Origin of the sequence: Flavobacterium enshiense DK69 (genome assembly GCF_000498495.1) — a bacterium.
Classification (GTDB): Bacteria; Bacteroidota; Bacteroidia; order Flavobacteriales; family Flavobacteriaceae; genus Flavobacterium; species Flavobacterium enshiense.
This window is the reverse complement of record NZ_AVCS01000003.1, coordinates 13,414-34,350: the sequence shown is the minus strand read 5'-3', so window position 1 is coordinate 34,350 and position 20,937 is coordinate 13,414. Positions and strand designations below refer to the sequence as shown.

The following is a 20,937-nucleotide window of genomic DNA, read 5'->3' as shown; positions in this document are numbered from 1 at the left end:
GATGTACCTGAATTGTCATTCCTTCCACTCCCTGCGCTACGGGACTATCCCTGTTTCCGAATTGGTACAGCAGTCTGTTGCCAACAATGTACAGGCAATGGCTTTAACAGACATTAATACGGTAACCGGTATTTATGATTTTATAAAACTGTGCAATGAAGTCAATATCAAACCGCTTGTCGGAATGGAGTTTCGTTGCGATCACAAATTACGTTACATCGGCTTGGCTAAAAATGCAAACGGACTGGCACAATTGAACCGCTTTCTTACCAAGCATAATTTTGACAACACTCCCCTACCGGTTTCAGCTCCGGAGTGTAATGACATATATTTCATTTATTCTTTCGAAGAAACGCCAACCGAATTGAAAGAAAACGAATATATAGGCATCCGTCCAGAACAACTTTCAAAATTATTTCTCCCACATTGGAAAGCCTGGCTGCATAAAATGGTGATACTGCAGCCTGTTACCTTCCGCACAAAAAAAGAATTCAATCTGCATAAGATATTACGGGCAATAGATACCAACACAATCTTATCCAAACTTTCGGATGACGATTATTGCAAAACTTCGGATGTAATGATTCCTCTGGAACAATTACTTGCGAAATTTTCAGAATACCCACAAATCATCGAAAACACGGAAAAACTAATCGATCAATGCAATTTTGAATTCGAATTCAAAAAACCCAGAAACAAAAAGTTCTATACCGAAAGCCGGGAAAGCGATATAGAACTGCTGACCAAACTCGCTCATGAAGGATTATCAAAAAGATACGGTCAAAATAATCTGCAAGCCTTGGCAAGGGTTGAAAAGGAATTAAAAGTAATTGATCAATTGCAGTTCAGCGGTTATTTCCTGATAACCTGGGATATTATCCAATACAGCAACAGTCAGGGGTTCCTCCATATCGGTCGTGGCAGTGGCGCGAACAGTATCGTGAGCTATTGCCTTGGCATAACGGATATTTGTCCTATTGAACTGGATTTGTATTTTGAACGCTTCCTGAATGAAAACCGCAAAAGCCCTCCCGATTTTGATATTGACTGGTCATGGAAAGAGCGTGACATTATTCTCACATACATTTTTAATAAATATGGAGCCGATTACGTTGCTTTTTGCGGAACCAATGTAGAATTTAAGTACCGTTCCATATTCAGGGAAGTGGGGAAAGTTTTTGGTTTACCCAAAGAAGAACTGGATGTATTGGCCAAAAATCCCATGGCGCTTCATGATACTAATTCTGTGGTAAAACTTGTTCAGGAATATGGAATGCTGCTCGAAAAATACCCCAATCAACGCAGTATGCATTCCTGTGGGATATTGATTTCCGAAGAGCCCATAACCAATTACACCCCCTTGGAAATGCCTCCGAAAGGTTTTCCGATTGTTTTGTTTGATATGCACATTGCAGAAGATATCGGTTTTGAAAAATTCGACATCCTTAGCCAGCGTGGTATTGGCCATATCGATGAAAGCGTAAAAGTGATTGAAAAAAACAGGGGAATCAGGGTAGATATCCGCGATACTTCTTTATCAAAAGATGAAGCAACGGCTAACGAATTCCTGAGCCGGGGAAAAACAATCGGGTGTTTTTACATTGAAAGTCCTGCCATGCGGGGATTATTACGCCGTCTGAAATGCGATAACTATAAAACCCTCGTAGCTGCTTCATCCATCATACGTCCCGGCGTGGCACAATCCGGTATGATGAAGGAATATATCTTCAGGCATAACCACCCCGACCGTTTCGAATATTTCCATGATGTTTTTAAAGAACAGCTCGGAGAAACCTATGGCATCATGGTATATCAGGAAGACGTGATTAAAATTGCCCTGCATTATGCCGGACTCCCGGCTGCCGATGGAGATATTCTCCGCCGGGCCATGAGCGGTAAAGGCCGTTCAAAATCGGCATTGCAAAAAGTAAAGGATAATTACTTTGCCTGTTGCGCCCAAAAAGGACATCCATTGAAATTGAGCGAGGAAATCTACAGACAGATTGAATCCTTTGCCGGTTATTCATTCTGCAAGGCGCACTCTGCTTCTTACGCTGTTGAAAGTTACCAAAGTCTTTATCTGAAAGTGCATTATCCCATCGAATTCATGGTGGCTGTCATCAATAACCAAGGCGGTTTTTACCGTACCGAAGTATATGTGCATGAAGCCAAAATGTCGGGGGCGATAATACAAAATCCATGCGTAAACAAAAGCGAATTCGAAACTACGGTATATGGCACAGGTGTATATTTAGGATTGATGCATCTAGACAGCTTTGAAACCAAAACAGCACAATTTCTGATTAAAGAACGTAAGAATAATGGCGAATTCCGATCATTGGAAGATTTTATCACCCGAATTCCCATTGGTATCGAAAGTATTCAGATTTTAATTTTTATCGGGGCTTTCCGCTTTACCGGAAAATCGAAAAACGAGTTGCTGGTCATTGCAAGACTGCTTATGGTAAACTTCAAACCTGAAAACAGAAACCTTATGCTCCTTCAGGAACCCATAAAAGAATATGAATTGCCGACACTCGAACGCTCACCGTTTGAAGATGCTTTTGATGAAATCGAACTGCTTGGCTTTCCGGTTTCCTTTACGCCATTCGAATTATTACAGACAAAATATCGCGGAAGCGTAATGGCCAAAGATTTATTGCACTATCATAAAAAGACCGTAAAAATGTTGGGGTATCTGATTTCAAGAAAACACGTTCCTACCAAAATGGGTACCATGTATTTTGGTACCTGGATCGATAATGAGGGAGAATATTTTGACACTGCCCATTTTACAAACAGTCTGGAGCAATACCCTTTTCAGGGTGGTGGTTGTTATCTGCTGCTCGGAAATGTCGAGGTCGATTTTCATTTCCCTACGATAACCATTACCAAAATGGCTAAAATGCCCTTTGTCCCCGATCCTCGATATTCGAATGCAAACGACAGGCAATATAAAGTACATCAGCAAATCCGTGAAGATGTCAGCATGACGCACCGTGCGCCTTATCCTCAGGAACATGAAATTAACTTACCAAGAAAAAATATGAACTCGTAGAATTAAACATTCATACTTCAGGAGTTTTCATAAATATGAATAAATAACGCTTTACAAATTTGTTGAGTTCCTGAAATAAAGTTGAGTTCTTTCGGCGACCGAAAATGAACTTATGAAAAAGAATGTTTCTTTTTCCTGAAATGCTCTCAATCATGCAAATTTGCAGTTGAGAGTAGTTTTAATTTTGTCGTACTAATTTATTCTTTTGTGAAATGTATTCTTCTTTTGTCAAAAGATTAGAATCAAAAAGATTCCGCAATTTTATTATTTCTTCTGCAATACTATTATTATAATCATAATCATTATTTAAGATATTTGCTTTAAGCGAGGTGAAATCATCTTTTGTGATGGCATCTTTTTCTAAAAGGGTTTTTAGTTTTATAAGTTCATCTGTCGAATTTGAATTAATATTTATAATAGCTGCTTGATAATTCTGAGCTGTTTGGGGGACAAGTTCATAATTGTGAATTGGATCATATTTCATTGTCCAGAGAAATGGAACCAAAACAAAACAGCCACTTATTATAGCAACAACATCTGCGCGCTCATCACGTCCAAGACTAATTATCAAGTCTTTATAGCCTTCTTTTTTTAAAGTCATGGCTGTGGAAGATCCAACAATTTTAGTGTCACTATATTCAAGAGGTGTTGTGCCTTTTTTCTGGCTATCAATATAAACATCTGCACCCGGTGGTGTACTTTGAATAATCGTTGTACTTGAACAGCTCGAAAGAAGAATGGTTGCTACAATTAGACCAGAAATTTTTTGTAGAATATTTTTCATTTTAAAATTATTTGTAGTGGTTGCTATCTCAAATCTTCATAAAATTACTGCCAACACCCCCCGACTTTAAGAAGTTGGGGATTTCGGAACCACAGTCTTCAAATTTACTATCTGATTCCCCTGGTAATTAATGAAGCACTTTGATTTACTTCATAGTCCACCGAAGAAACATTCTTTACGAACGGTCGGCTTACAACTGCTTTTACCATGTCAGAATTCATAAAATCCTCCATTGCCGCTTTGTTTTCCCATAAATAGAAACCTCCAAAAGTGTTTTTTTCTATGTCTGCGAGCCAAACTTTTGAAATAAGGCCTTTTACTTCCGCTATAATTGGTGCATCTGGTTCCACCATTTTCTTAAGATATTCCGCTTGCGAAATATCATTTAACTGATAAGTGATTATTTGTGCGTGCATTGCTCGATATTTTAAGTTAATAATACTATAAAGGTAAAAGTTTATTTTCAAAACCAAGTTCGTAAGCAATGGTTTTACTTCTTTCATTTGGTATGAATAAAAAGTCTTTTTCCTTCTTGTTGTATTCGTTCGTGTAGGATTGATATAATTGTTCCGTCATAGCATTACCGATAACACATATACATCAGCTGCTTTTTTCGAAAATATAAAAAATGCGCAAAGTCAAGAGACTTTGCGCAGCAGCCTTGTAATGCAATATGTTTGCGTTGTGTTTACGGACAAGATGTTCGCTCTGGCAAACGGGAATTGACTTTATATTTAATCCCTCATCTCAATAACAATCCGTTCAGGATACCATTCAGAAGTGACAACTCCATTAGTCACACTTTGCATTTTACAGAAACCATCATCAAAATAATAATGGAAAGCAATCTGCCCTTTTAATTTCAAAAAGCCGTTTTGTTTTTCACTCCTCAATTTCACTCTCCATGATGTTCCAAGCTGTGCCGAATGGAAAAGCAAAAACTCAGGATATATTCCTGTTTTTTCAAAAGCTGCAAATCCTCCTCTTTGTATTGTTAGCGTAAAATCCATTTACATTATTTACTTGTTTTACAAATATCTTTTTCTTGAAACTCTTGTGACCTCGACAGGATTCAGACCTGTAACCTTCCTACCACCGGGCAAAGTCAGGAGACTTTGCGTGGCCGATATATAAGCATCTTCAGTTTTTTATCAAAATCATAACTGTTTAATAAATCGAACCATTTCATCAATCCCTTTTTTACGCAATTCCAACTCCTCGACCGCGGTATTATTTTTTTTCCACAACTGATGTCTGGAATCATCATACAATAAAATGCAATCCGGACGATTCCAATACATTTTAAATCCTGGAATGCTAAACTCCAAATCTCTCATTTTAGGCTTATAAGCATTGAATAGATAATTTTGCTTTGTTTCTTCAAATTTCATTGAAAATTCTATTCTTGTATGTACCAATACATCTACTTTATCCATATAACTTTTACATAAATAGCCTTTATCACTATCAACAATAAATTTTTTATGCATAAAAACAGAATTCATCATTCTAACATATTCATCCCGCTTTTCTTGTTCCGTTTTTAAAATCTCAAGTTCAAAACCGTCTTCAATCGTTTCTTTACTTGGGCGTTCCATTTCCGCTCCATTTTTTATTTCGAGAATTTCTTCAAGAGCTTCATCAAAAACTGTTTCTCCGTCCGCATTTCCCCAGGCATCTCCACTAAATTCCGGAATATCAACTTTATGAAACAAAACACCCATTTCCCTATTATTCTTTTCAGAATACTCATATAAATTCATAGAACCAATAAGCAAGTAATTTTCATTATACAGACACTTTGCATGTATATTAGGATGATGCATAAGATTTAAGTTATCAATGGCCAATAACTTACCTTTTTCATAATCATTCAATTGATTTTCGCGATAAATCAAAATTGTTTCAACTCCGCGACTATCAGCATTCAATAACTTTTGAAATATTTTATTCGATAATTGCAGATAAGGAGAAATAATTACTAATTCCCTTTCAGTTTCATCAATAATGCGAGACATCCACTCGCTTAGGCCTTTGGTGTTTAGGAATTTTGGCATTACTTATCTATCCTTTTATCATTAACTCTCCATGAATCAAAAACTAAATCAAGTAGTATTTCTTGTCTTTTTATAATACTATCTTTATTCCAATTAAAAAAAATGTAGTCTGAATCGTTTTTAAATCTATTTAATGCTGTATTATTTCCTATTGAAAAATTATGATTCAATAAATTTGTTGAAGTCAGATTTGAATTTGAATACTCATTTTGCTTCAATTCAAACCAATTGGAATTTAAATCATTAAATTTATTTACCGCTTGATTAATTTGGGATTCTATCAAAGTAACATTCCCTAATTTATACACAGAATTTGCATAATCATCTTTATCTTTAAATTCAATTGTCAAAATTTTGTCTTTTGGCGTTTGAGGTAAAATATGCTCAACTTCTAAACGATCAATGAAGTCTTTACCTTTCTTTGGTAATCCAGATTTTTCAAGTACTGTATTTTCAATTTTACCTAATACATATCTCAAGCGATAATAACAATTTCAGTCCTTTAAGTGATTTTTCATCCAATTCTTCCGGTTTTGTACAAATGTTTGGGTTTCTACAATCTGATTTCGGTTATTTTCTATAAGTCATTTAAAACCCTGAATATAATCCTCCGGTTTTTTGGCTTTTCCATAACTACGTTCCACACGAACAACATGATCTTCATGCTCCGAAACCAATTGCAATTTGAGTTGGTATACTTTCTCGTCTAAAAAATGCGCAAAGTCAGGAGATTTTGCGCATTTAGTTACAGTTGTAGTGATAATAAGTTCCATGGTCGTACATCCCCCTGCCTGATGCAAAAAAATGTTAGTACCCAAGTATATTTCTATTCATTATTCCGTATCGTCAAAATAATTGGAACTCGTTTCCCTATCCATACGTATTTTTTCACTGTAATTAGCCCTTGCCCTGCTTTCTTTTGCAAACATTGCCTTTATATCGGCTTCGTTTTTATTAAAGACCAAAGTGTTATTGATTGAAAGAGAAATTGCGATTTTTTCCACATCGTGGTCGGTCCCAATATAAGTGAATGTCCAACGGTTTTGCTTTAACTCTTCAACAAGCTTTTTGATGTCATTTCCCGAAAACTCCGTTGAAGCATTTTCTTCTCCATCTGTCAAAATTGTCACGAGAACATTGTAGTCAGACTGTCCCTGTAGTGATTGTTTTAATTTATTTATACTAAACCCCATTGCATCAAATAATGGCGTAGAAGCGTCAGGTTGATAGTTCGTATCATCTATTTGTTTGAGTTTAGTAGCAGGATCAATAAAATGCAGCAATTTATGCCCCAATCCATTAAAAGACACGAGGGAGATAAAATGCTCCTGCTCTGGAAATTGTTTTTCAATTCCTTGTATAGTTTGCATTACTTCATTAAACCCTTGAATTATTGTTTGCTTTATGGATTCCATAGAGCCACTTTCGTCTAAAATAATTAGGTTATGCACCTGATGTTTTCTGTCCATAATTTTTGTTTTTTTTTAATTTTTGTAGTTAAGGTATATGTTTAAAATAGCTACTAAACATTCTGGACTTTATCAATTATTTCTCCCCCGAAAATAATTGAACGACAGCCATTTTTTTGAATGTCTTTTACAACATTCTCAAAAAAAAGAAATTATTTTATCCTCTTTGGAAAGTTTTCTTTTCTTTATTTCTATTGTTAATAGTAATTTCAGATTGGTCAACTTCTATCCATTGTCTTTTCTGACATACTGCAAAATTTTAGACATTTATTTTTTCATTTTTTAACAGATACCTTATAAAAATAATATTTTCTTTATCAAATATGTAAACTTTATAAACCTAAAATGTTAAAAATCTAAACGCATCTTTTAAGCCATTTATTTAGAGACAGTTAAAAATCAATTAATAAATATAAAGGGCAATCTGTCTTTAAAAATCAGAATGAAGCTACTACATCGTCACATAAAAGGCATAACCGCAACCAAAAGTCAAATGATTTTGTCGAAAACCTTCCTACCATGACTATTGTACATAATGATTATATTCTGTTTTTATGAAAATAAAAAATGCGCAAAGTCTCCTGACTTTGCGCATTTTTTATTTTTTTCAGTGATTACGTGTTCTTAATCGTGGATTTGAAATCACGTATTTTTTCAATACCAATCATGAATTTGGCTAAGAAAGCTACTGATGTTTACTCTTGAAATGATGCAACAATTTCCGGGTCGAATTCCATGTGGTCAACCATTTCTGTTACATCCTCTTTTACTGGTCTGGAAGCTTTAAGAGCATTAAACTTTTCTGCTTGTTCCAATGCATCTTCTTCGCCACTGAAATAAGGGAAAACATCCATAATCGGAGACTCGGAAATTGCCGGGATGGTATAATCGCCCATCGTATTTTTCATGGCTGTAACAGTATTATCATAAGCCTCTTTTACGTCGTTGGCTTGAACTAACAAATACATATTTGTCTTGCGCTCCTTACCGCTTTCTTCATCATAAGCCGTTAGGGAAACTTTTGATCTGAACCATCGGTCTGTATTCTCAAAAGGATGGATTTCTGCGTAATTTGCCACTTTTATATTCATGATTTTAAATTCTTCACTAATATAAGCGGTCATCTCTTCCGTTATCCTGCTTTCTGCTTCCGTATAAGATAAAGCATCTACCAAATAAGGCTCTGTTATTACCTTTTGTATTCCCGTTTCATCGGTTTTTCTGAATTTTACTTTACATTCATACCAAGTTGCACCCATATCATTTTTTTTAAGGATGGCAAAGGTAAATTTTAAATGAAAATAAATGGTTTGTTTGTAGAATTTTTTCTTTGGACTTGATACAAACAGAAACCTCAACCAATACTTAAATAAAGTAGTATGCTGTAAATTAAAGTTCTATAAGCTGGATTGATGTAAAATATATTGCGCTTTGCCTCAATACAAAACAAAGTATCCGCTGCGCAAAGTTAGTTGAGCTGACTTTATTAAACCTAATCCCTCATCTCTATTAAAATCCTGTCAATATACCATTCAGAGGCTACAACTCCATCAGTCGCACTTTGCATTTTACAGGAATGCATATCAAAAAATACTGGAAACCCATCATACCGGAATCTCTTTTTGAGAAACTCCCCTTATTGCTAATAATAAACCCTAAACCCCATACCGGTACACAATGTATATTGCTTCTCAAACAAAGCCTCCGTCAATTCCACCACGTCATCATACTCCTGACTCAGCGAAAAATACAGATTGTCCAGCATCGTACTTAAAATAGGAACTGAATTTGCATAACCGGAAACCGCTTTGGCTCCGGTAACATCTAAGAAGTATTGAAAGGTTTCCTCTTCCAGGTCCAGTTGCAGGGTATTGGCAAAGTGGATGATCTTGCCTTTTAGCTTGCCTTCAAAAAACTCGGCAATTTCCTCGAAGCTATAGTAGTAATTGTCTATTTTGAGTTCATTGCTTCTTCCTTCAAACACCAGATAAATAACAGCATAATCCTTAAAATGACGGTCTTCATACAATAAGGTGCTGATACTCTCTTCAAACCCTTCTATGCAGTCACAGGTTTTGTATACATTTGTGATCCCATACTGCATCGCCAAAGTTTCCAACGATGGGACAATAGGACTTTTTCCAGACACTTCTGCATCCTGGACCGATTCAAGACAATATATATACTTCTTATCAGACATAATAACTACAAACCGTTGCGTTAAAGCTTCTCTCTTTTCCCTCTTCTCTTTTTCTTTACCACTCCTGCAATTGGCTTATAACAAAGTTACCACAATGTCTGCCCAAATGAAAATATCAAACTGATTTACCTCCCTCAACCTCATCCCGTCCCGCCCTATCACTTTTTTACTGATGCATTTTCGGTTTGCTACGATTTTGATTTACCATGACCTAACCAATCAAACATTTTCCGACAGTGCTTTAATTTCTTTATTAAACAAGTGCTTTTCTGCAGCAATTACAATGGAGATTCCCACAACATAAGTAAGCAAATCAATCCATGAGAATGAAGTTCCTATAACCGTTCTGGCAGCTTTTGATGATTCTAAATTCAGCGTTTCGACTATATTTATAAATTGAAGAAATTCTATGCCGAAAGCAAAAAGCAGTACAGCTACTGAAACCGTCAAAACAGGAAGCTTTAAGAACGATTTCAAAAAGCAATAGATTAAAATAACAACCAGGACATCCCCAAGATAAGGCCGTACAAAATTATCGTGCATGAAAAGAGCAATCAAAACTTCTATTATGAAAATTAAAACAGCTGAGGCGAAGTAGTTTTTATTAAATGTTACCATACAATTGATTTTAGTTATGAACGCTTTCGTATTATGATTCTTAATTGTTTTCTTGCTTATTATTCGTGTATCGGAACGGCTTCCACCCTATTCTTAATTGCCGATGGTTTGATTTGCGCTTACCCAAAACTATTGTTTATACCATTTCAAATAAGCCCATGCTTTCCGATTTCTTTTTACAAATGTATCAAACTTTGAAACACAAAGTACTTTTAATAAAATAATTATTTGTAGCTTTACAAAAAGAAACGGATCCAATGAACAACTTCGTAAAACACAATTCGATTGTTAGAAAAATATGGGGAAAGAGTGACACCATTCTCTTTATTTTTGCCGGGGCGTCTGCTGAATTTGCCCTTAACAAAGCTGTGGATTGGCTGTACTATACCGGCAAACTTCCTTCCGACCCATTAGGCAGACTGTTCTCCACCGTTAGCTATGCCAGAAGGATTGTTTTTTCATCTATGGAGGAAGCTAATAAAGCCATTGATTCCATGCGACACATACATACTGCCGTCGAACAAAGCCGGGGAACTTCAATACCCGACTGGGCATACCGCGATGTATTGTTTATGCTGATTTATTATTCAATTGCCGCACACGAGTTGCTTGAAGCAAAACTGAGTGATGAGGAAAAAGAGGAGGTTTACAATGTTTTTTACCGAGTAGGCGTAAGAATGGGATTGAAAGAACTCCCTCTTACTTATCTTAAATGGCTGCCTGTAAGGGAATCCCATCTGAAAGAAAACCTTCAAAAGAGTGTCTATACTGAAGATCTCTTCAAACAGTATAAAAAACATCTTGGTGCCATGCGCTTTAAAGTACTGCTGGAAGCCCAAAAACTTGTTGTTCCTGGCAGGGCAAAAAAATTATTGGATTTCAGTGAATTTTCTTTTCTGACCCCTGTAGTTCCGTTATATAAAATCAGCAGGCTAATGAAGCTGGATTGGTTGTTCAAGAATATTTTGCTTCCTTCTGATTATAAGGAACAGATTAATGGATTGGATGTAGCAGCAGCAATTTGACAGATTCAGGTTCCAATTGAGTCACTGTTCCAACCAAGCAAAAAACAAAAAAACCGTTTCAGTAATTGAAGCGGTTTCTTTTTTTAGCAGTTAATCTTTGACTGCCATATCTAACGTGTTGAAATTTTAATTCAGATTAATAACATTCGGGCCAAACTCCTCATAAAAGATATTTTCCTTATTTACATTGAGGTTAATAAGTGCCTTGTACTGTGTTTTAATAAACAGTTCCGGACCACAGATGTAGTAATTGGCTTCTTCCAGTAAAATGGCTTCTTTGCATTTTTCCAGATCGACCTGACCTGCTATGACCTGATTGCTGCCATTATCATAATTTGTTACCGAATCATAAAACGTATAGGTTTCCAATGGTATTTCACTTTTAAGCTGCTCCACCTGTGTTTTAAATGCATGCACCGAATGATTTCGGCAACCGTGGATCCAGACATTCTTGTTCTGACCGCGATTGGCTTTATTGGTCTCCAACATACTCAGCATAGGTGTAAGTCCGATACCGCCACTTATCAATACTAAAGGTTTCTTATCATCCTGTTGTAGATGGAATAAACCTGCCGGTGCTGAAAGCATTACTATATCGCCTTCATTTTTAGCATGAAGCGTCTGCGAAACCATTCCGGATGGATTACCTTCCATACCTGGTTCTTTCTTCACAGAAATGCGGTAATATTCCGGATTAAACGCACTGGACAAACTGTATTGTCTTGGCTGCAATAAATCCAGTTCCGGTACATAAACCTGTACGCTCACAAACTGACCTGCCTTATAGTCGGCAATAGGATGCCCGTCTTCCGGATACAGATAAAACGATTTCACCTCTTCTGATTCTGCAACGATATTTCTGATTACGAATTTACGCCAGCCATTCCATGCTCCAGGTTTCGCATCGTTTTCGGCGTACATTTCTTTTTCAATGGCAATCATTATCTCAGCCAGTTCATTGTAAGCTGCAGTCCATGCCTCAAGTATTTCAGGAGTAGCGCCCTCTCCCACTACTTCGGCAATCGAATGGATAAGATGGTTCCCTACAATTTGGTATTGCTCCGGTTGTATATTCAGGCTTCGGTGTTTGGTTCCCATGCTTTTTAACGCACCGATTAACACACCCGGATTGTCAATATTCTCAGCATAAGCCAGTACTGCGTTCGCCAAAGCCGTTTTCTGTCTTCCATTGGCTTGATTTCCCATATTGAAGACATTCTTCAACTCAGGATTATGCGTAAACATTCGGTTATAAAAATGAGCGGTCAATGCTTCTCCGCCCGCCTGTAAAATTGGGATTGTGGCTTTAATAAGTTCTTTTTGTTCTGTGGTCATTCTTTTTATTTTTTTATAGCCCACAAAAGTATCCGCCACAAAACTCTACATTTATGACTTAAATCATAAAACGAAAAATATGCAGTATTTCATTAATCATACTGTCAAAGTAATTGTTCATTTGAAGATCAAAGGGATGTAAGCGTGAATTTATTATTGGCTCTTCAAGATCGCACCCTCCGAACCTCCTCAAAGTGGAAGTCCGGATAAGATGAGATTGTTTGGCAGTCCTTGCTCATAATAGCAGTGCCGATTCTATATTACACTAGTGCAGCACTTAGGCTAATTGCAGCTTTAATTGATTTAGAAATCGGACAGGTTTCTTTGGCTTCAGCAGCAATTTTCTGGAAGGCCTCATCACTTATTCCAGGCACTTTAGCCTTTAAATCCAAATGACTTTCTGTAATGGCACCGTCTTCGAAAGTAACTTTAGCTTCCACTTGTAAATCATCGGGAACAAAACCTGCATCCGCAAGCAAAAAACTCAGTTTCATGGCGTAACAACTACAATGCGCTGCCGCGACAAGTTCTTCAGGATTAGTACCCACCCCTTCCTCAAAACGGGATTTAAAAGAATATTGGGTATTGTTTAATACGGTACTCTGTGTGGTTACAGTTCCTTTCCCTTCCATACCGTTGCCTTTCCAGTTGGCGCTTGCTCTTCTGTTGAATTTCATAATAATGTATAATTGGTTAAACTTTTATAGATGATTTTATATCTACATAACTCATACCCTATAACCTCCTTTTTCTCTTTTCCCCTTTCTCCATTCACAATTCACAATTCATAATCCCCTTCTCCCTACTGCTTTCTGCCTTTTCCCTTTTCCTTCTCACAATCTTCTTCTCAACAAATCCAGTTCTCTCTGCATTTCCTCCATCTGAATTAACAAGCGGGTAATCACTTCAAGTCCTTCAATGTTAATTCCCAACTCATAATGCATGCGGATGTATTTTTCCAATATATCAATCTGTTGGTTCATAAGATAGAGTTCTTCCTTCTCTTTTTGTAAATCCAACAGTCCGCTTTCCTGCAAAGCATAAACAAAGTCAGGATCTATCTGATGGTACTGACAAAAAGTAATGACGGATATTTTGATGGATTGCTCGTTCATGACGCTTGTTTTCTGATGGAACGTAATTGCTGAAAGAGTTCTATTTCCTTTTCGGATAAATGCTTGGGAAGCACTACCGAGTAGGTTACATACAAATCACCGTACTCCCCTTCTTTCCTATAAACAGGTAAACCTTTACCCCGCAATTTTACCTTTTTGTGGTTCTCGGTTTCGGCGGCAATCGGAACTTTTACTTTTCCGCTGAGGGTTTCAACTATGATTTCACCCCCTAACAACGCATCATACAGGCTAATAGAAATGGTTTTATGGAGATTATGGCCATTAACCTCAAAGGCAGTGTTATTGGTGATATCAAAAGTAATGTACAAATCGCCGTTGGGACCGTTATTGTAGCCTTTACCGCCGTGACCGGCAATCTTAATGGTTTGTCCGTTTGCCACACCGGCTGGAATGTTAATACGGAGTTTTTTACCGTTGACCTCCAAAACCTGTTTTTGGGTAGTGAGAATATCCGTCAGCTGCAGATGAAGCGTAGCGGAGACATCCTGACCCTTAAAACCCTTCGTCTTGGTCCTACCTTCTTTACCAAACATTGATCCGAAGAAATCCGAGAAGGCTTCGTAATCGTCAAAGCCTTCTGCTCCCTGATGGTACTGAAAACCTCCGTCTCCGTCACCGGAACGCTGCTGTTGGCGACGGGCTTCTTCGTACTGCTCGGCGTGTTCCCAATGCTCTCCGTATTGGTCATATTTCTTGCGCTTTTCCGGGTCACCCAGCACCTCATTCGCTTCATTGATCTGCTTAAATTTATGGCTTGCCTCTTCCTTATTAGGATTCACATCGGGATGGTATTGACGTGCCAGCTTCCGGTAGGCCTTTTTAATCTCCTCCGCGGTTGCTGTTTTCGGGACGCCCAAAACGGCGTAATAATCAATGTATGCCATAAACCTCAGCGTTACTTTGACTTTAAATTTACAACTTTAAGTTATCCCATTCAAAGAGTTACGATAAAAGGCACGGTTTTGAAGTTATACGGTTTTTCTGTAATCACAGAATTGGCACAGCATTTTTTTATTCAGAAAATTAGGATTTTGTCCATTTTTTTTTATTTTTATAATGCCAACGGATTATTTTTAATCGTAAAACCAACCAAAAAACATGAAAAAAATTATTCTTACTTTATCGGCAGCGTTAGTGTTAGCAAGTTGTGCCGTAAAATTGGTAACTCCTACTCAGCCTGATGTTGACAGGATGCAGGCGAAATATCCTGGTTATACTTTAGACGAACTAAATCAAGGTAAATCAATGTTTGAACAACACTGTGCCGAATGTCATAAACTGAAAAAACCGACTAAATTCACCGAAGCGGAATTACAAAAAACGGTTCCGATAATGGTGAAAAAAGTAAACAAAAAACACCCTAATACACTCGATGAAAAATCTCAGGATCTGATCCTGAAATACATGATCACTATGAGTGGGCATAAGAAATAAAAAAGAATGCTGTCTAAAAAGTAACAACAGGTCATTTTACCCGAATAATAAATATGACAGTCTTTTTAGACAGCTTTTTTCAAAATGCCTTAATTAAACACTATCCCTTCCATTTACTTTTGCACCATGGATTCATTGACCCAAATAGTATTAGGCATTGCCGGAGCAGAAGTATGCGCCGGAAAAAAACTCCAGAACAGAGGGTTTGTTTATGGGGCCATCCTGGGCACTGTCCCCGATTTGGATGTGATCGTTGCAAAATTCTTGGATCCACTGGACGGAATTATGATTCACCGTGGAATGAGCCATTCCCTGCTGTTTCATCTGTTTCTTGCTCCGATTTTTGGCTGGAGCATCCAACGGATAGAGAAACAGCGGATATCCTTTAAATCGGCTACCTTGATGGCTTTTTGGTGTCTTTTCACCCATCCGCTTTTAGACATGTGCACGACTTGGGGCACCCAAGTACTGTGGCCGCTGCCCTACCGCTATTCCCTGAACTGCATCTTTGTCATCGATCCGCTTTATACCGTACCATTTCTGATTTTTTTAATAATGGTCTGGCGTACCAAGAACAATGATCTGCGTGCAAAATATGTACGCCGCGGATTATACATAAGCACAGGATACATGTTGTTAGCATTAAGTATCAAATCGTATGCGCTCTATAAGTTCGAAAAAGCACTGGAGAACCAAAACATTTCCTATAACGAAATCATGGTAAAACCAACCCCGTTCAACCTCATTCTTTGGAATGCGAACGTTGCCACCAAAGAAGGGTATTTCTTGGGCGATTATTCCCTTTTCGACACACAACCCATACATTTCACCCTTTATCCTAAAAATTACGGTTTAGAAGCTTCCTTAAAAGAAAATACAGACTTTCAGAAACTAAAGATCATCAGCGAAGGCTGGTTCATCGTAAACCAAATCAACGAAAAAATTTACTTTAACGACCTGCGCTTCGGAATTCTAAATGATGATCCCAAAGCACCTCAGTTTGTTTTCAGTTATCAGTTTATTCAATCTCCGGAAGGCCTGAAAGCCACAGAAGTACCCAAATACAAAGGGGACGCCAAAGCATTATTGAAAAGAATGTACATCCGCTTACAGGGAAATTAATCGCGTCCCGATTCATCCCTTTTACATATCGATATATCCCAGTCAACCAAAGGACTCTTTCTAAAGCAGAAGGATTTCTTAGTATTTACAAAATATGGTGCAATAAATTGCGTTAGTACCTGAATACAACATTGAAAAAAAATAGTAACTTTAGTCGGACAAAAAAAATACTACAAACCAACCTTATGAAAAAACACCATACTATCATTATTGCCGGAGCCGGTGGCATTGCCGAAGCCGTGGGTTTACTGCTTGCGGAATGGAGTGAAGTACATCCTACTCTTTTCATCGGGGACCGCATCCCTGAAAAAGCAAAAAAAGTAGCCCAGTGGATTATGGAAGGTACTACAAAACCATGTTCGGTTCAGGATTTTCATCTTCCTGAAGAAGGCATTACCGACGAAATGAAAGTATTGTTTGATGAGGGTGATATTATTCTGGACTGCCTTCCCGGTAGTCAAGGACCTAGGATAGCTCAATTTGCCAAAGATTTCCATATGCATTATGCTAACCTTACCGAATATGTGGCAGAAACTGAAATGATTAAAGAATTAGCTAAAGATGCCAAAACTGGCTTTGTACTTCAGACCGGCTTAGCTCCAGGCTATATCGATTTACTTGCCCACGGGCTATTCCAACAGTTTTGTAATGATTTTGGAGTGGATAAAGCCGACAAACTTGAGTTTAAAGTTGGCGCACTTACCAATCATGCCGTTGCTCCGCATTTTTACGGATTTACCTGGAGTCCTGTAGGCGTAGCGACCGAATACATGAAAGATACTATAGTGTTGCGTGATTTTAAGAAAACGACATTACCTTCTTTATCGGAACGGGCTTCCATAATCATTGACGGAATTACGTACGAAGAGGATCTAACGTCCGGTGGAGCGGCCGATTTACCGGATGCTTTATTAGGCAAAGTACGCTCACTTGACTACAAGACATTACGCCATCCGGGACATTATTCCTGGGTTGAGAAACAGTTAGCAGGGTCTGGGAATTCAAATGACGCAATTAAGGATTTACAAGAAAAAATGGAAGCTGTAATTCCGCACATAGAAGACGATCAGATTGTTTTATACGCTACGGTTGAAGGAAAAGATGCAACCGGTGTTTTACGGAGACGGGAAGTCGCGAAACGTATTTCCCCTCTAAAAGTCGGAAACCATCAGTTGAGGGCGATCCAAACCACTACAGCGGCTCCTTTGGCACAAGCAGCTCAATTATTACTGGAGGATTCCCTAACCGGTGTTATACAACAAAGTCAAATTGACCCAACTGCCTTTTTAAATGGGGATTATATTGTTCCTGTTTATGGGAAGGTTTAAAAGTTAAATCATCTTAAATATTACCCCTTCAACAAATTAATACTGACCGTAGCATAATCGGTATTAGGGAATTTTTTGAAGTATTGCGGATCGGGTTGCAAACCGGCTTCGGCAGCGATTTTGTGCAGGACATCTATTTCTACGATATATTGGTCTGAAAAACCGTGGGTGGTATCATAAGCTGTAGCTGCAGTTTTACCGAGATTAGCAGCTGTAAGTTCCGGTGGTATGGTATGCAGTTCGATAATAAGCAGCCCAAATTTATGTACGAATGGCGCCCACTTGTTGAAATGATCCAACAAATTATCTTCAACATCATTATTACTGATGCGTCTTCCCCTGTGTGCAAAAGCTCCGGTTGAAGTACTAACCCTATCCGGAGTGACAAGTGTCGGCAGTTCCCAAATACGATTATGGTCTAAGAAAGTACGGACGTTCAATAAGTCTCCTAAATCGATATTGTAGTTTTCTTTTAAATCCTGAGCTAACAAATCGGGTTTTCCGATATCACCCCATATTACTTTTGCCCAAATGTCCGCTTTTATCAGGTTGGCTCTGGAGACTTTCAACGCAGCCTGGTTATAATCTACTCCCACCAGAAAAAGAGGATATTCTTCTAACATTTTTCCTCGCAGGGTCTGACGTTCTATCACATCAAAAACATGCTGTAGGAAAGCACCGTTTCCACATCCCATGTCCAAAATCCCTTTGGGTTGCTCTTGAATCGGTTTATTGAAAATCTCTATGAGGATATCATCTACCACTTTAAAATAGGTGGCGTGCGCTCCTCCACTGCCCCATACATTCATTTCACGGTTTACGTGGAGTTCGTCTTCATTAACGCCAATATTACGCAAGGTTGATGGGTTGCCAAACAGCAAATCATCCATAGCCCTAAACATCGGCAAATAAGAAACAGTTACCCCATAAGCCGTTGCTCGTTTAGCAAAAAAGAGTCCGGTTTCGGTAAACTGGTAATACCCTTTCTTTTCGGTAAACCAATCGAGGTGGGTAAAGAAATCGAGAATAATCTTGAAGACTTCAGGTTCTTTGTGGAATTCTTCGGGGCGAAAAGAGGTTTCCATAAAGTACTTATGAAACATGCCCGTCATTCCCAAACTGACAATAATCGGTCCGACCAAATAACCTTCAATGTGATTTAGCACCTGCTCCTGCAATGCTTTTTCTTTTGGATCAGATGAAAAAGTAATACCAAAATGGTTTATGTATTTATTGAAAACCGTTTGCAATTCCGGAAGAAAGGCCGTAGCAATATGCACGCTCGTAAACAAATCCGAGTTCTTAAGCAGGTCAATCACATCCTTGTACAAAGGAAAAAGCGAAAAAGCAAACGCACTGTTCGCGTTTGTACTGACTATTATTTCTTCCGTCGCATTGTTAACGCTGTAATCCAAAAATCCCTGTGAAGCTAAAGTCCGCAAAGCTACATTCAAATAACCTTCATTAGCATTGAATTTATCGGTTAGTTCTTTTAAACTGATTGTCTTGACTTCCAGTAATACATCGAGTACTTTTTTATGATGCAAAGAATAAGCAACCGGAGCGGTTACAAGGCCATCTAAATGGTTAAAAATGATACTGCGTTGTTCTGGCTTTACGGTCATAGGGTAGTGATTTTCTCAAATTTAAGAAAAAATAGTTAATCTGTTAATTTATAAATTAATTGATAAAAAAGTTTTTTAACCACTTATTCCTAACCATTGAAATCCCAATAAATAACCTGTTCCTCTCCCCTTTAGCTTCTTTCCTCTTCCTTTTTCGGATATACTTTATGCCTTTTCCCTTATTCTCTATTTTTTATTAATTTTGATACAGATACAAACCAATTATGGAAGGACATTACTCGGTTGCAATAATTCCGTCGGAAGAAGTTATCGCTTTGGTTAAAACGATGAAGCAGGATCTTGCGGCAAAAGTGGGCTGGTTTAACAGCAAGAATTCGATGGGACACATCACTATTAATGAATTCAAAGCTTCGGACGCAGTAATTGAAAAAGTCAAACAACAATTGATCAGACTGTGTGATGGTTTTGAGCCGGTTGAAGTACATTTCACAGGTTTTGGTTCTTATCCGAACGGCGCTTTCTTTATCGATCCCGATGAAGATACCAAAAACCGGTTAAAACCAATAATGAAACGTATTAACGACACTCTCGTCATCAAGGATTTACACATAAGCAACGATCCTCATATGTCTATTGCCCGAAGATTGTCTCGCGAAAAACTGGGGATTGCCAAAAGCTATTTTACTTCCATAAACGAAAGTTTCCTTTGCAGCAGTGTGGTTTTGCGGACATTCGATGAAAACATAAAACAGTATTATGTTTCGGATGTTTTTCCTTTCCACAGTAATCCGACGGAAGTACAGGGAACGCTTTTTTAACTTTGGAAACTGTCAATAACCTCTCTTTTTATTACTTCGAGGGTTTTATCGGTACTGATTAATTCGGATACAATTCTTTTTCGCAGCACTTCAATATCCTGATCATAATGAGTAGCCCATTGGGTTAATGTGAGGATATTACGGATGTTTTTTAAGCGTTTCCGGGTTCCGGATGTGGTTCGCAAAAGAGTAGTTCCGTTGTAATCCGAACAGCTTTTGTGATAGTAGTTTGCCGTTTGGTTTTCGAAATCGGCTTCGATGTAGTATAACTTTTCAGTAGCATTATCAGGATAGAAATCTTCCCATTTAGCAAAACCCAATTTGATTTTAGATGACATTGGCGAATCCATAGCCAATAACCGCCACTTACTATTGGCCAGCCGTCCCCAATGATTGGAAAGACGGTACATCCCTTCAGCAGTATAATAATAGGCACTCCCTGACTCACTTTTGAACCGTTGTTCCAGATGTTCTATTTCCGATAGGGGAACTTCCCTAAAAATGCAAAAGGTGTTTTTGAAAGCTTCTTTCTTAGGCTGAAAAGCAGGTATTAAGTTCATTATCGAATAGCTTCGTTGAAAATGCCATCCACATAAAACCAACTATCACCCTCCTTTTTGAATGTGGATTTCTCGTGAAGGATATGGTTTTGCAAACTATTATCCATGAAATAGGCTTTGAATTCAACTGTATTTTCAGAAGAATTAATGATTTCCAGCTTAATCCAATTGTTTTCTTTTGACCAGGTCAAAATATCTTTTTTATTGTGATAACGACGAGTAGAGCGATGTGTGGTAGCCACCAGATAATCCGCATGCTGGGTGCAATACGCCGAATAGCGCGAACGCATCAGTGCTTCGGCAGATGGGGCTTTTTCTTTTCCTAAAATATAAGGATGACAACAATTTTCAAATGGTTTTCCAGAACCGCAATAACAGTTTTGCACAATACTTTGAGTTAAAAGTTA

23 protein-coding genes are annotated in these 20,937 nt (G+C 37.9%); 6 read left to right on the top strand and 17 right to left on the bottom strand.

The features are described from left to right. Position 1: 1 nt before the first annotated feature. Positions 2 to 3,058, top strand: coding sequence for a DNA polymerase III subunit alpha (locus tag FEDK69T_RS01050; RefSeq protein WP_023572275.1), 3,057 nt, complete (start codon positions 2 to 4; stop codon positions 3,056 to 3,058). 178 nt (positions 3,059 to 3,236) lie between these two features. Here the strand turns inward: FEDK69T_RS01050 and FEDK69T_RS15625 are convergent, their stop codons facing one another. The 10 genes from FEDK69T_RS15625 to FEDK69T_RS01000 form a co-directional block, all read right to left on the bottom strand. Then, positions 3,237 to 3,842, bottom strand: coding sequence for a PEGA domain-containing protein (locus FEDK69T_RS15625; protein ID WP_023572273.1), 606 nt, complete (start codon positions 3,840 to 3,842; stop codon positions 3,237 to 3,239). Between the two features lie 107 nt (positions 3,843 to 3,949). Next, on the bottom strand, positions 3,950 to 4,258 hold the full coding sequence (locus FEDK69T_RS01040) for a YdhR family protein (RefSeq protein WP_023572272.1): 309 nt from the start codon (positions 4,256 to 4,258) through the stop codon (positions 3,950 to 3,952). Between the two features lie 318 nt (positions 4,259 to 4,576). Continuing rightward, positions 4,577 to 4,852 (bottom strand): hypothetical protein, encoded by a 276-nt coding sequence (locus FEDK69T_RS01035; protein ID WP_023572270.1) that lies wholly within the window; start codon positions 4,850 to 4,852, stop codon positions 4,577 to 4,579. A gap of 147 nt (positions 4,853 to 4,999) precedes the next feature. Then, entirely contained in the window at positions 5,000 to 5,899 is a 900-nt protein-coding gene (locus FEDK69T_RS01030; RefSeq protein WP_023572269.1) for a phospholipase D family protein, read from the bottom strand. Next, positions 5,899 to 6,378, bottom strand: a complete 480-nt coding sequence (locus FEDK69T_RS01025; protein ID WP_035629880.1) for an HNH endonuclease family protein — start codon at positions 6,376 to 6,378, stop codon at positions 5,899 to 5,901. The genes FEDK69T_RS01030 and FEDK69T_RS01025 overlap by 1 nt, the downstream gene beginning before the upstream one ends. A 105-nt stretch (positions 6,379 to 6,483) precedes the next feature. Continuing rightward, entirely contained in the window at positions 6,484 to 6,717 is a 234-nt protein-coding gene (locus FEDK69T_RS01020) for a hypothetical protein (protein ID WP_131494740.1), read from the bottom strand. Positions 6,718 to 6,732: 15 nt separating this feature from the next. After that, on the bottom strand, positions 6,733 to 7,368 hold the full coding sequence (locus FEDK69T_RS01015; protein WP_023572267.1) for a vWA domain-containing protein: 636 nt from the start codon (positions 7,366 to 7,368) through the stop codon (positions 6,733 to 6,735). 695 nt (positions 7,369 to 8,063) lie between these two features. Continuing rightward, the gene (locus FEDK69T_RS01010; protein WP_023572266.1) at positions 8,064 to 8,627 is read right to left on the bottom strand and encodes a DUF4494 domain-containing protein; all 564 of its coding nucleotides are present in this window, start codon (positions 8,625 to 8,627) and stop codon (positions 8,064 to 8,066) included. A 383-nt stretch (positions 8,628 to 9,010) separates the two neighbouring features. Beyond that, complete coding sequence (locus FEDK69T_RS01005) at positions 9,011 to 9,568, bottom strand: DUF6642 family protein (protein WP_035629881.1); 558 nt, start codon at positions 9,566 to 9,568, stop codon at positions 9,011 to 9,013. A gap of 219 nt (positions 9,569 to 9,787) precedes the next feature. Beyond that, complete coding sequence (locus FEDK69T_RS01000; protein ID WP_023572264.1) at positions 9,788 to 10,186, bottom strand: ribosomal maturation YjgA family protein; 399 nt, start codon at positions 10,184 to 10,186, stop codon at positions 9,788 to 9,790. 257 nt (positions 10,187 to 10,443) lie between these two features. On the opposite strand from FEDK69T_RS01000, the gene FEDK69T_RS00995 reads away from it, so the two are divergent. After that, a complete protein-coding gene (locus tag FEDK69T_RS00995) occupies positions 10,444 to 11,211 on the top strand; it encodes an oxygenase MpaB family protein (protein WP_023572263.1) in 768 nt (255 codons plus the stop codon). 126 nt (positions 11,212 to 11,337) lie between these two features. On the opposite strand, the gene hmpA is transcribed toward FEDK69T_RS00995, so the two are convergent. From hmpA to FEDK69T_RS00975, 4 genes are all read right to left on the bottom strand, one after another. Beyond that, positions 11,338 to 12,546: an NO-inducible flavohemoprotein gene (gene hmpA / locus FEDK69T_RS00990; RefSeq protein ID WP_035629941.1), complete on the bottom strand. Its 1,209-nt coding sequence runs from the start codon at positions 12,544 to 12,546 to the stop codon at positions 11,338 to 11,340. A 260-nt stretch (positions 12,547 to 12,806) separates the two neighbouring features. Further along, positions 12,807 to 13,223: an OsmC family protein gene (locus FEDK69T_RS00985; RefSeq protein ID WP_023572261.1), complete on the bottom strand. Its 417-nt coding sequence runs from the start codon at positions 13,221 to 13,223 to the stop codon at positions 12,807 to 12,809. Positions 13,224 to 13,379: 156 nt separating this feature from the next. Then, positions 13,380 to 13,661 carry a chaperone modulator CbpM gene (locus FEDK69T_RS00980; protein WP_035629882.1) on the bottom strand — a complete coding sequence of 94 codons (282 nt, stop codon included), beginning with the start codon at positions 13,659 to 13,661 and terminating at the stop codon, positions 13,380 to 13,382. Beyond that, positions 13,658 to 14,566: a DnaJ C-terminal domain-containing protein gene (locus tag FEDK69T_RS00975; RefSeq protein WP_023572260.1), complete on the bottom strand. Its 909-nt coding sequence runs from the start codon at positions 14,564 to 14,566 to the stop codon at positions 13,658 to 13,660. Before FEDK69T_RS00975 ends, FEDK69T_RS00980 begins: the two co-directional genes overlap by 4 nt. Before the next feature lie 214 nt (positions 14,567 to 14,780). On the opposite strand from FEDK69T_RS00975, the gene FEDK69T_RS15285 reads away from it, so the two are divergent. The 3 genes from FEDK69T_RS15285 to FEDK69T_RS00960 all read left to right on the top strand — a co-directional run bounded on the left by FEDK69T_RS15285 (position 14,781) and on the right by FEDK69T_RS00960 (position 17,566). Next, entirely contained in the window at positions 14,781 to 15,116 is a 336-nt protein-coding gene (locus tag FEDK69T_RS15285) for a lipoprotein (RefSeq protein WP_051385044.1), read from the top strand. A 126-nt stretch (positions 15,117 to 15,242) separates the two neighbouring features. Further along, positions 15,243 to 16,238 carry a metal-dependent hydrolase gene (locus FEDK69T_RS00965; protein ID WP_035629883.1) on the top strand — a complete coding sequence of 332 codons (996 nt, stop codon included), beginning with the start codon at positions 15,243 to 15,245 and terminating at the stop codon, positions 16,236 to 16,238. Positions 16,239 to 16,423: 185 nt separating this feature from the next. After that, positions 16,424 to 17,566, top strand: a complete 1,143-nt coding sequence (locus FEDK69T_RS00960; RefSeq protein ID WP_023572256.1) for a saccharopine dehydrogenase family protein — start codon at positions 16,424 to 16,426, stop codon at positions 17,564 to 17,566. A gap of 20 nt (positions 17,567 to 17,586) precedes the next feature. Here the strand turns inward: FEDK69T_RS00960 and FEDK69T_RS00955 are convergent, their stop codons facing one another. Continuing rightward, positions 17,587 to 19,191, bottom strand: a complete 1,605-nt coding sequence (locus tag FEDK69T_RS00955; RefSeq protein WP_023572255.1) for a class I SAM-dependent methyltransferase — start codon at positions 19,189 to 19,191, stop codon at positions 17,587 to 17,589. 224 nt (positions 19,192 to 19,415) lie between these two features. Here FEDK69T_RS00955 and FEDK69T_RS00950 point away from each other — a divergent pair, with 224 nt between their 5' ends. After that, positions 19,416 to 19,970 carry a 2'-5' RNA ligase family protein gene (locus FEDK69T_RS00950; protein ID WP_023572254.1) on the top strand — a complete coding sequence of 185 codons (555 nt, stop codon included), beginning with the start codon at positions 19,416 to 19,418 and terminating at the stop codon, positions 19,968 to 19,970. Here the strand turns inward: FEDK69T_RS00950 and FEDK69T_RS00945 are convergent. Both FEDK69T_RS00945 and FEDK69T_RS00940 read right to left on the bottom strand, forming a co-directional pair. Next, on the bottom strand, positions 19,967 to 20,530 hold the full coding sequence (locus tag FEDK69T_RS00945; protein ID WP_035629884.1) for a hypothetical protein: 564 nt from the start codon (positions 20,528 to 20,530) through the stop codon (positions 19,967 to 19,969). The two genes, FEDK69T_RS00950 and FEDK69T_RS00945, sit on opposite strands and share 4 nt — an antisense overlap. After that, a complete protein-coding gene (locus FEDK69T_RS00940) occupies positions 20,530 to 20,916 on the bottom strand; it encodes a YchJ family protein (RefSeq protein ID WP_023572253.1) in 387 nt (128 codons plus the stop codon). Before FEDK69T_RS00940 ends, FEDK69T_RS00945 begins: the two co-directional genes overlap by 1 nt. Between the last annotated feature and the right edge of the window lie 21 nt (positions 20,917 to 20,937).

Excerpts from the sequence above, each read along its gene's own strand:
- FEDK69T_RS01030 (WP_023572269.1), bottom strand. The coding sequence starts at position 5,899 with ATGCCAAAATTCCTAAACACCAAAGGCCTAAGCGAGTGGATGTCTCGC.
- FEDK69T_RS00950 (WP_023572254.1), top strand. The coding sequence starts at position 19,416 with ATGGAAGGACATTACTCGGTTGCAATAATTCCGTCGGAAGAAGTTATC.
- FEDK69T_RS01050 (WP_023572275.1), top strand. The coding sequence starts at position 2 with ATGTACCTGAATTGTCATTCCTTCCACTCCCTGCGCTACGGGACTATC.
- FEDK69T_RS00980 (WP_035629882.1), bottom strand. The coding sequence starts at position 13,661 with ATGAACGAGCAATCCATCAAAATATCCGTCATTACTTTTTGTCAGTAC.
- FEDK69T_RS01000 (WP_023572264.1), bottom strand. The coding sequence starts at position 10,186 with ATGGTAACATTTAATAAAAACTACTTCGCCTCAGCTGTTTTAATTTTC.
- FEDK69T_RS01040 (WP_023572272.1), bottom strand. The coding sequence starts at position 4,258 with ATGCACGCACAAATAATCACTTATCAGTTAAATGATATTTCGCAAGCG.
- FEDK69T_RS00955 (WP_023572255.1), bottom strand. The coding sequence starts at position 19,191 with ATGACCGTAAAGCCAGAACAACGCAGTATCATTTTTAACCATTTAGAT.
- FEDK69T_RS01005 (WP_035629881.1), bottom strand. The coding sequence starts at position 9,568 with ATGTCTGATAAGAAGTATATATATTGTCTTGAATCGGTCCAGGATGCA.
- hmpA (WP_035629941.1), bottom strand. The coding sequence starts at position 12,546 with ATGACCACAGAACAAAAAGAACTTATTAAAGCCACAATCCCAATTTTA.
- FEDK69T_RS01015 (WP_023572267.1), bottom strand. The coding sequence starts at position 7,368 with ATGGACAGAAAACATCAGGTGCATAACCTAATTATTTTAGACGAAAGT.
- FEDK69T_RS00960 (WP_023572256.1), top strand. The coding sequence starts at position 16,424 with ATGAAAAAACACCATACTATCATTATTGCCGGAGCCGGTGGCATTGCC.
- FEDK69T_RS00945 (WP_035629884.1), bottom strand. The coding sequence starts at position 20,530 with ATGAACTTAATACCTGCTTTTCAGCCTAAGAAAGAAGCTTTCAAAAAC.
- FEDK69T_RS15285 (WP_051385044.1), top strand. The coding sequence starts at position 14,781 with ATGAAAAAAATTATTCTTACTTTATCGGCAGCGTTAGTGTTAGCAAGT.
- FEDK69T_RS00965 (WP_035629883.1), top strand. The coding sequence starts at position 15,243 with ATGGATTCATTGACCCAAATAGTATTAGGCATTGCCGGAGCAGAAGTA.
- FEDK69T_RS15625 (WP_023572273.1), bottom strand. The coding sequence starts at position 3,842 with ATGAAAAATATTCTACAAAAAATTTCTGGTCTAATTGTAGCAACCATT.
- FEDK69T_RS00995 (WP_023572263.1), top strand. The coding sequence starts at position 10,444 with ATGAACAACTTCGTAAAACACAATTCGATTGTTAGAAAAATATGGGGA.
- FEDK69T_RS01010 (WP_023572266.1), bottom strand. The coding sequence starts at position 8,627 with ATGGGTGCAACTTGGTATGAATGTAAAGTAAAATTCAGAAAAACCGAT.
- FEDK69T_RS01035 (WP_023572270.1), bottom strand. The coding sequence starts at position 4,852 with ATGGATTTTACGCTAACAATACAAAGAGGAGGATTTGCAGCTTTTGAA.
- FEDK69T_RS00975 (WP_023572260.1), bottom strand. The coding sequence starts at position 14,566 with ATGGCATACATTGATTATTACGCCGTTTTGGGCGTCCCGAAAACAGCA.
- FEDK69T_RS00985 (WP_023572261.1), bottom strand. The coding sequence starts at position 13,223 with ATGAAATTCAACAGAAGAGCAAGCGCCAACTGGAAAGGCAACGGTATG.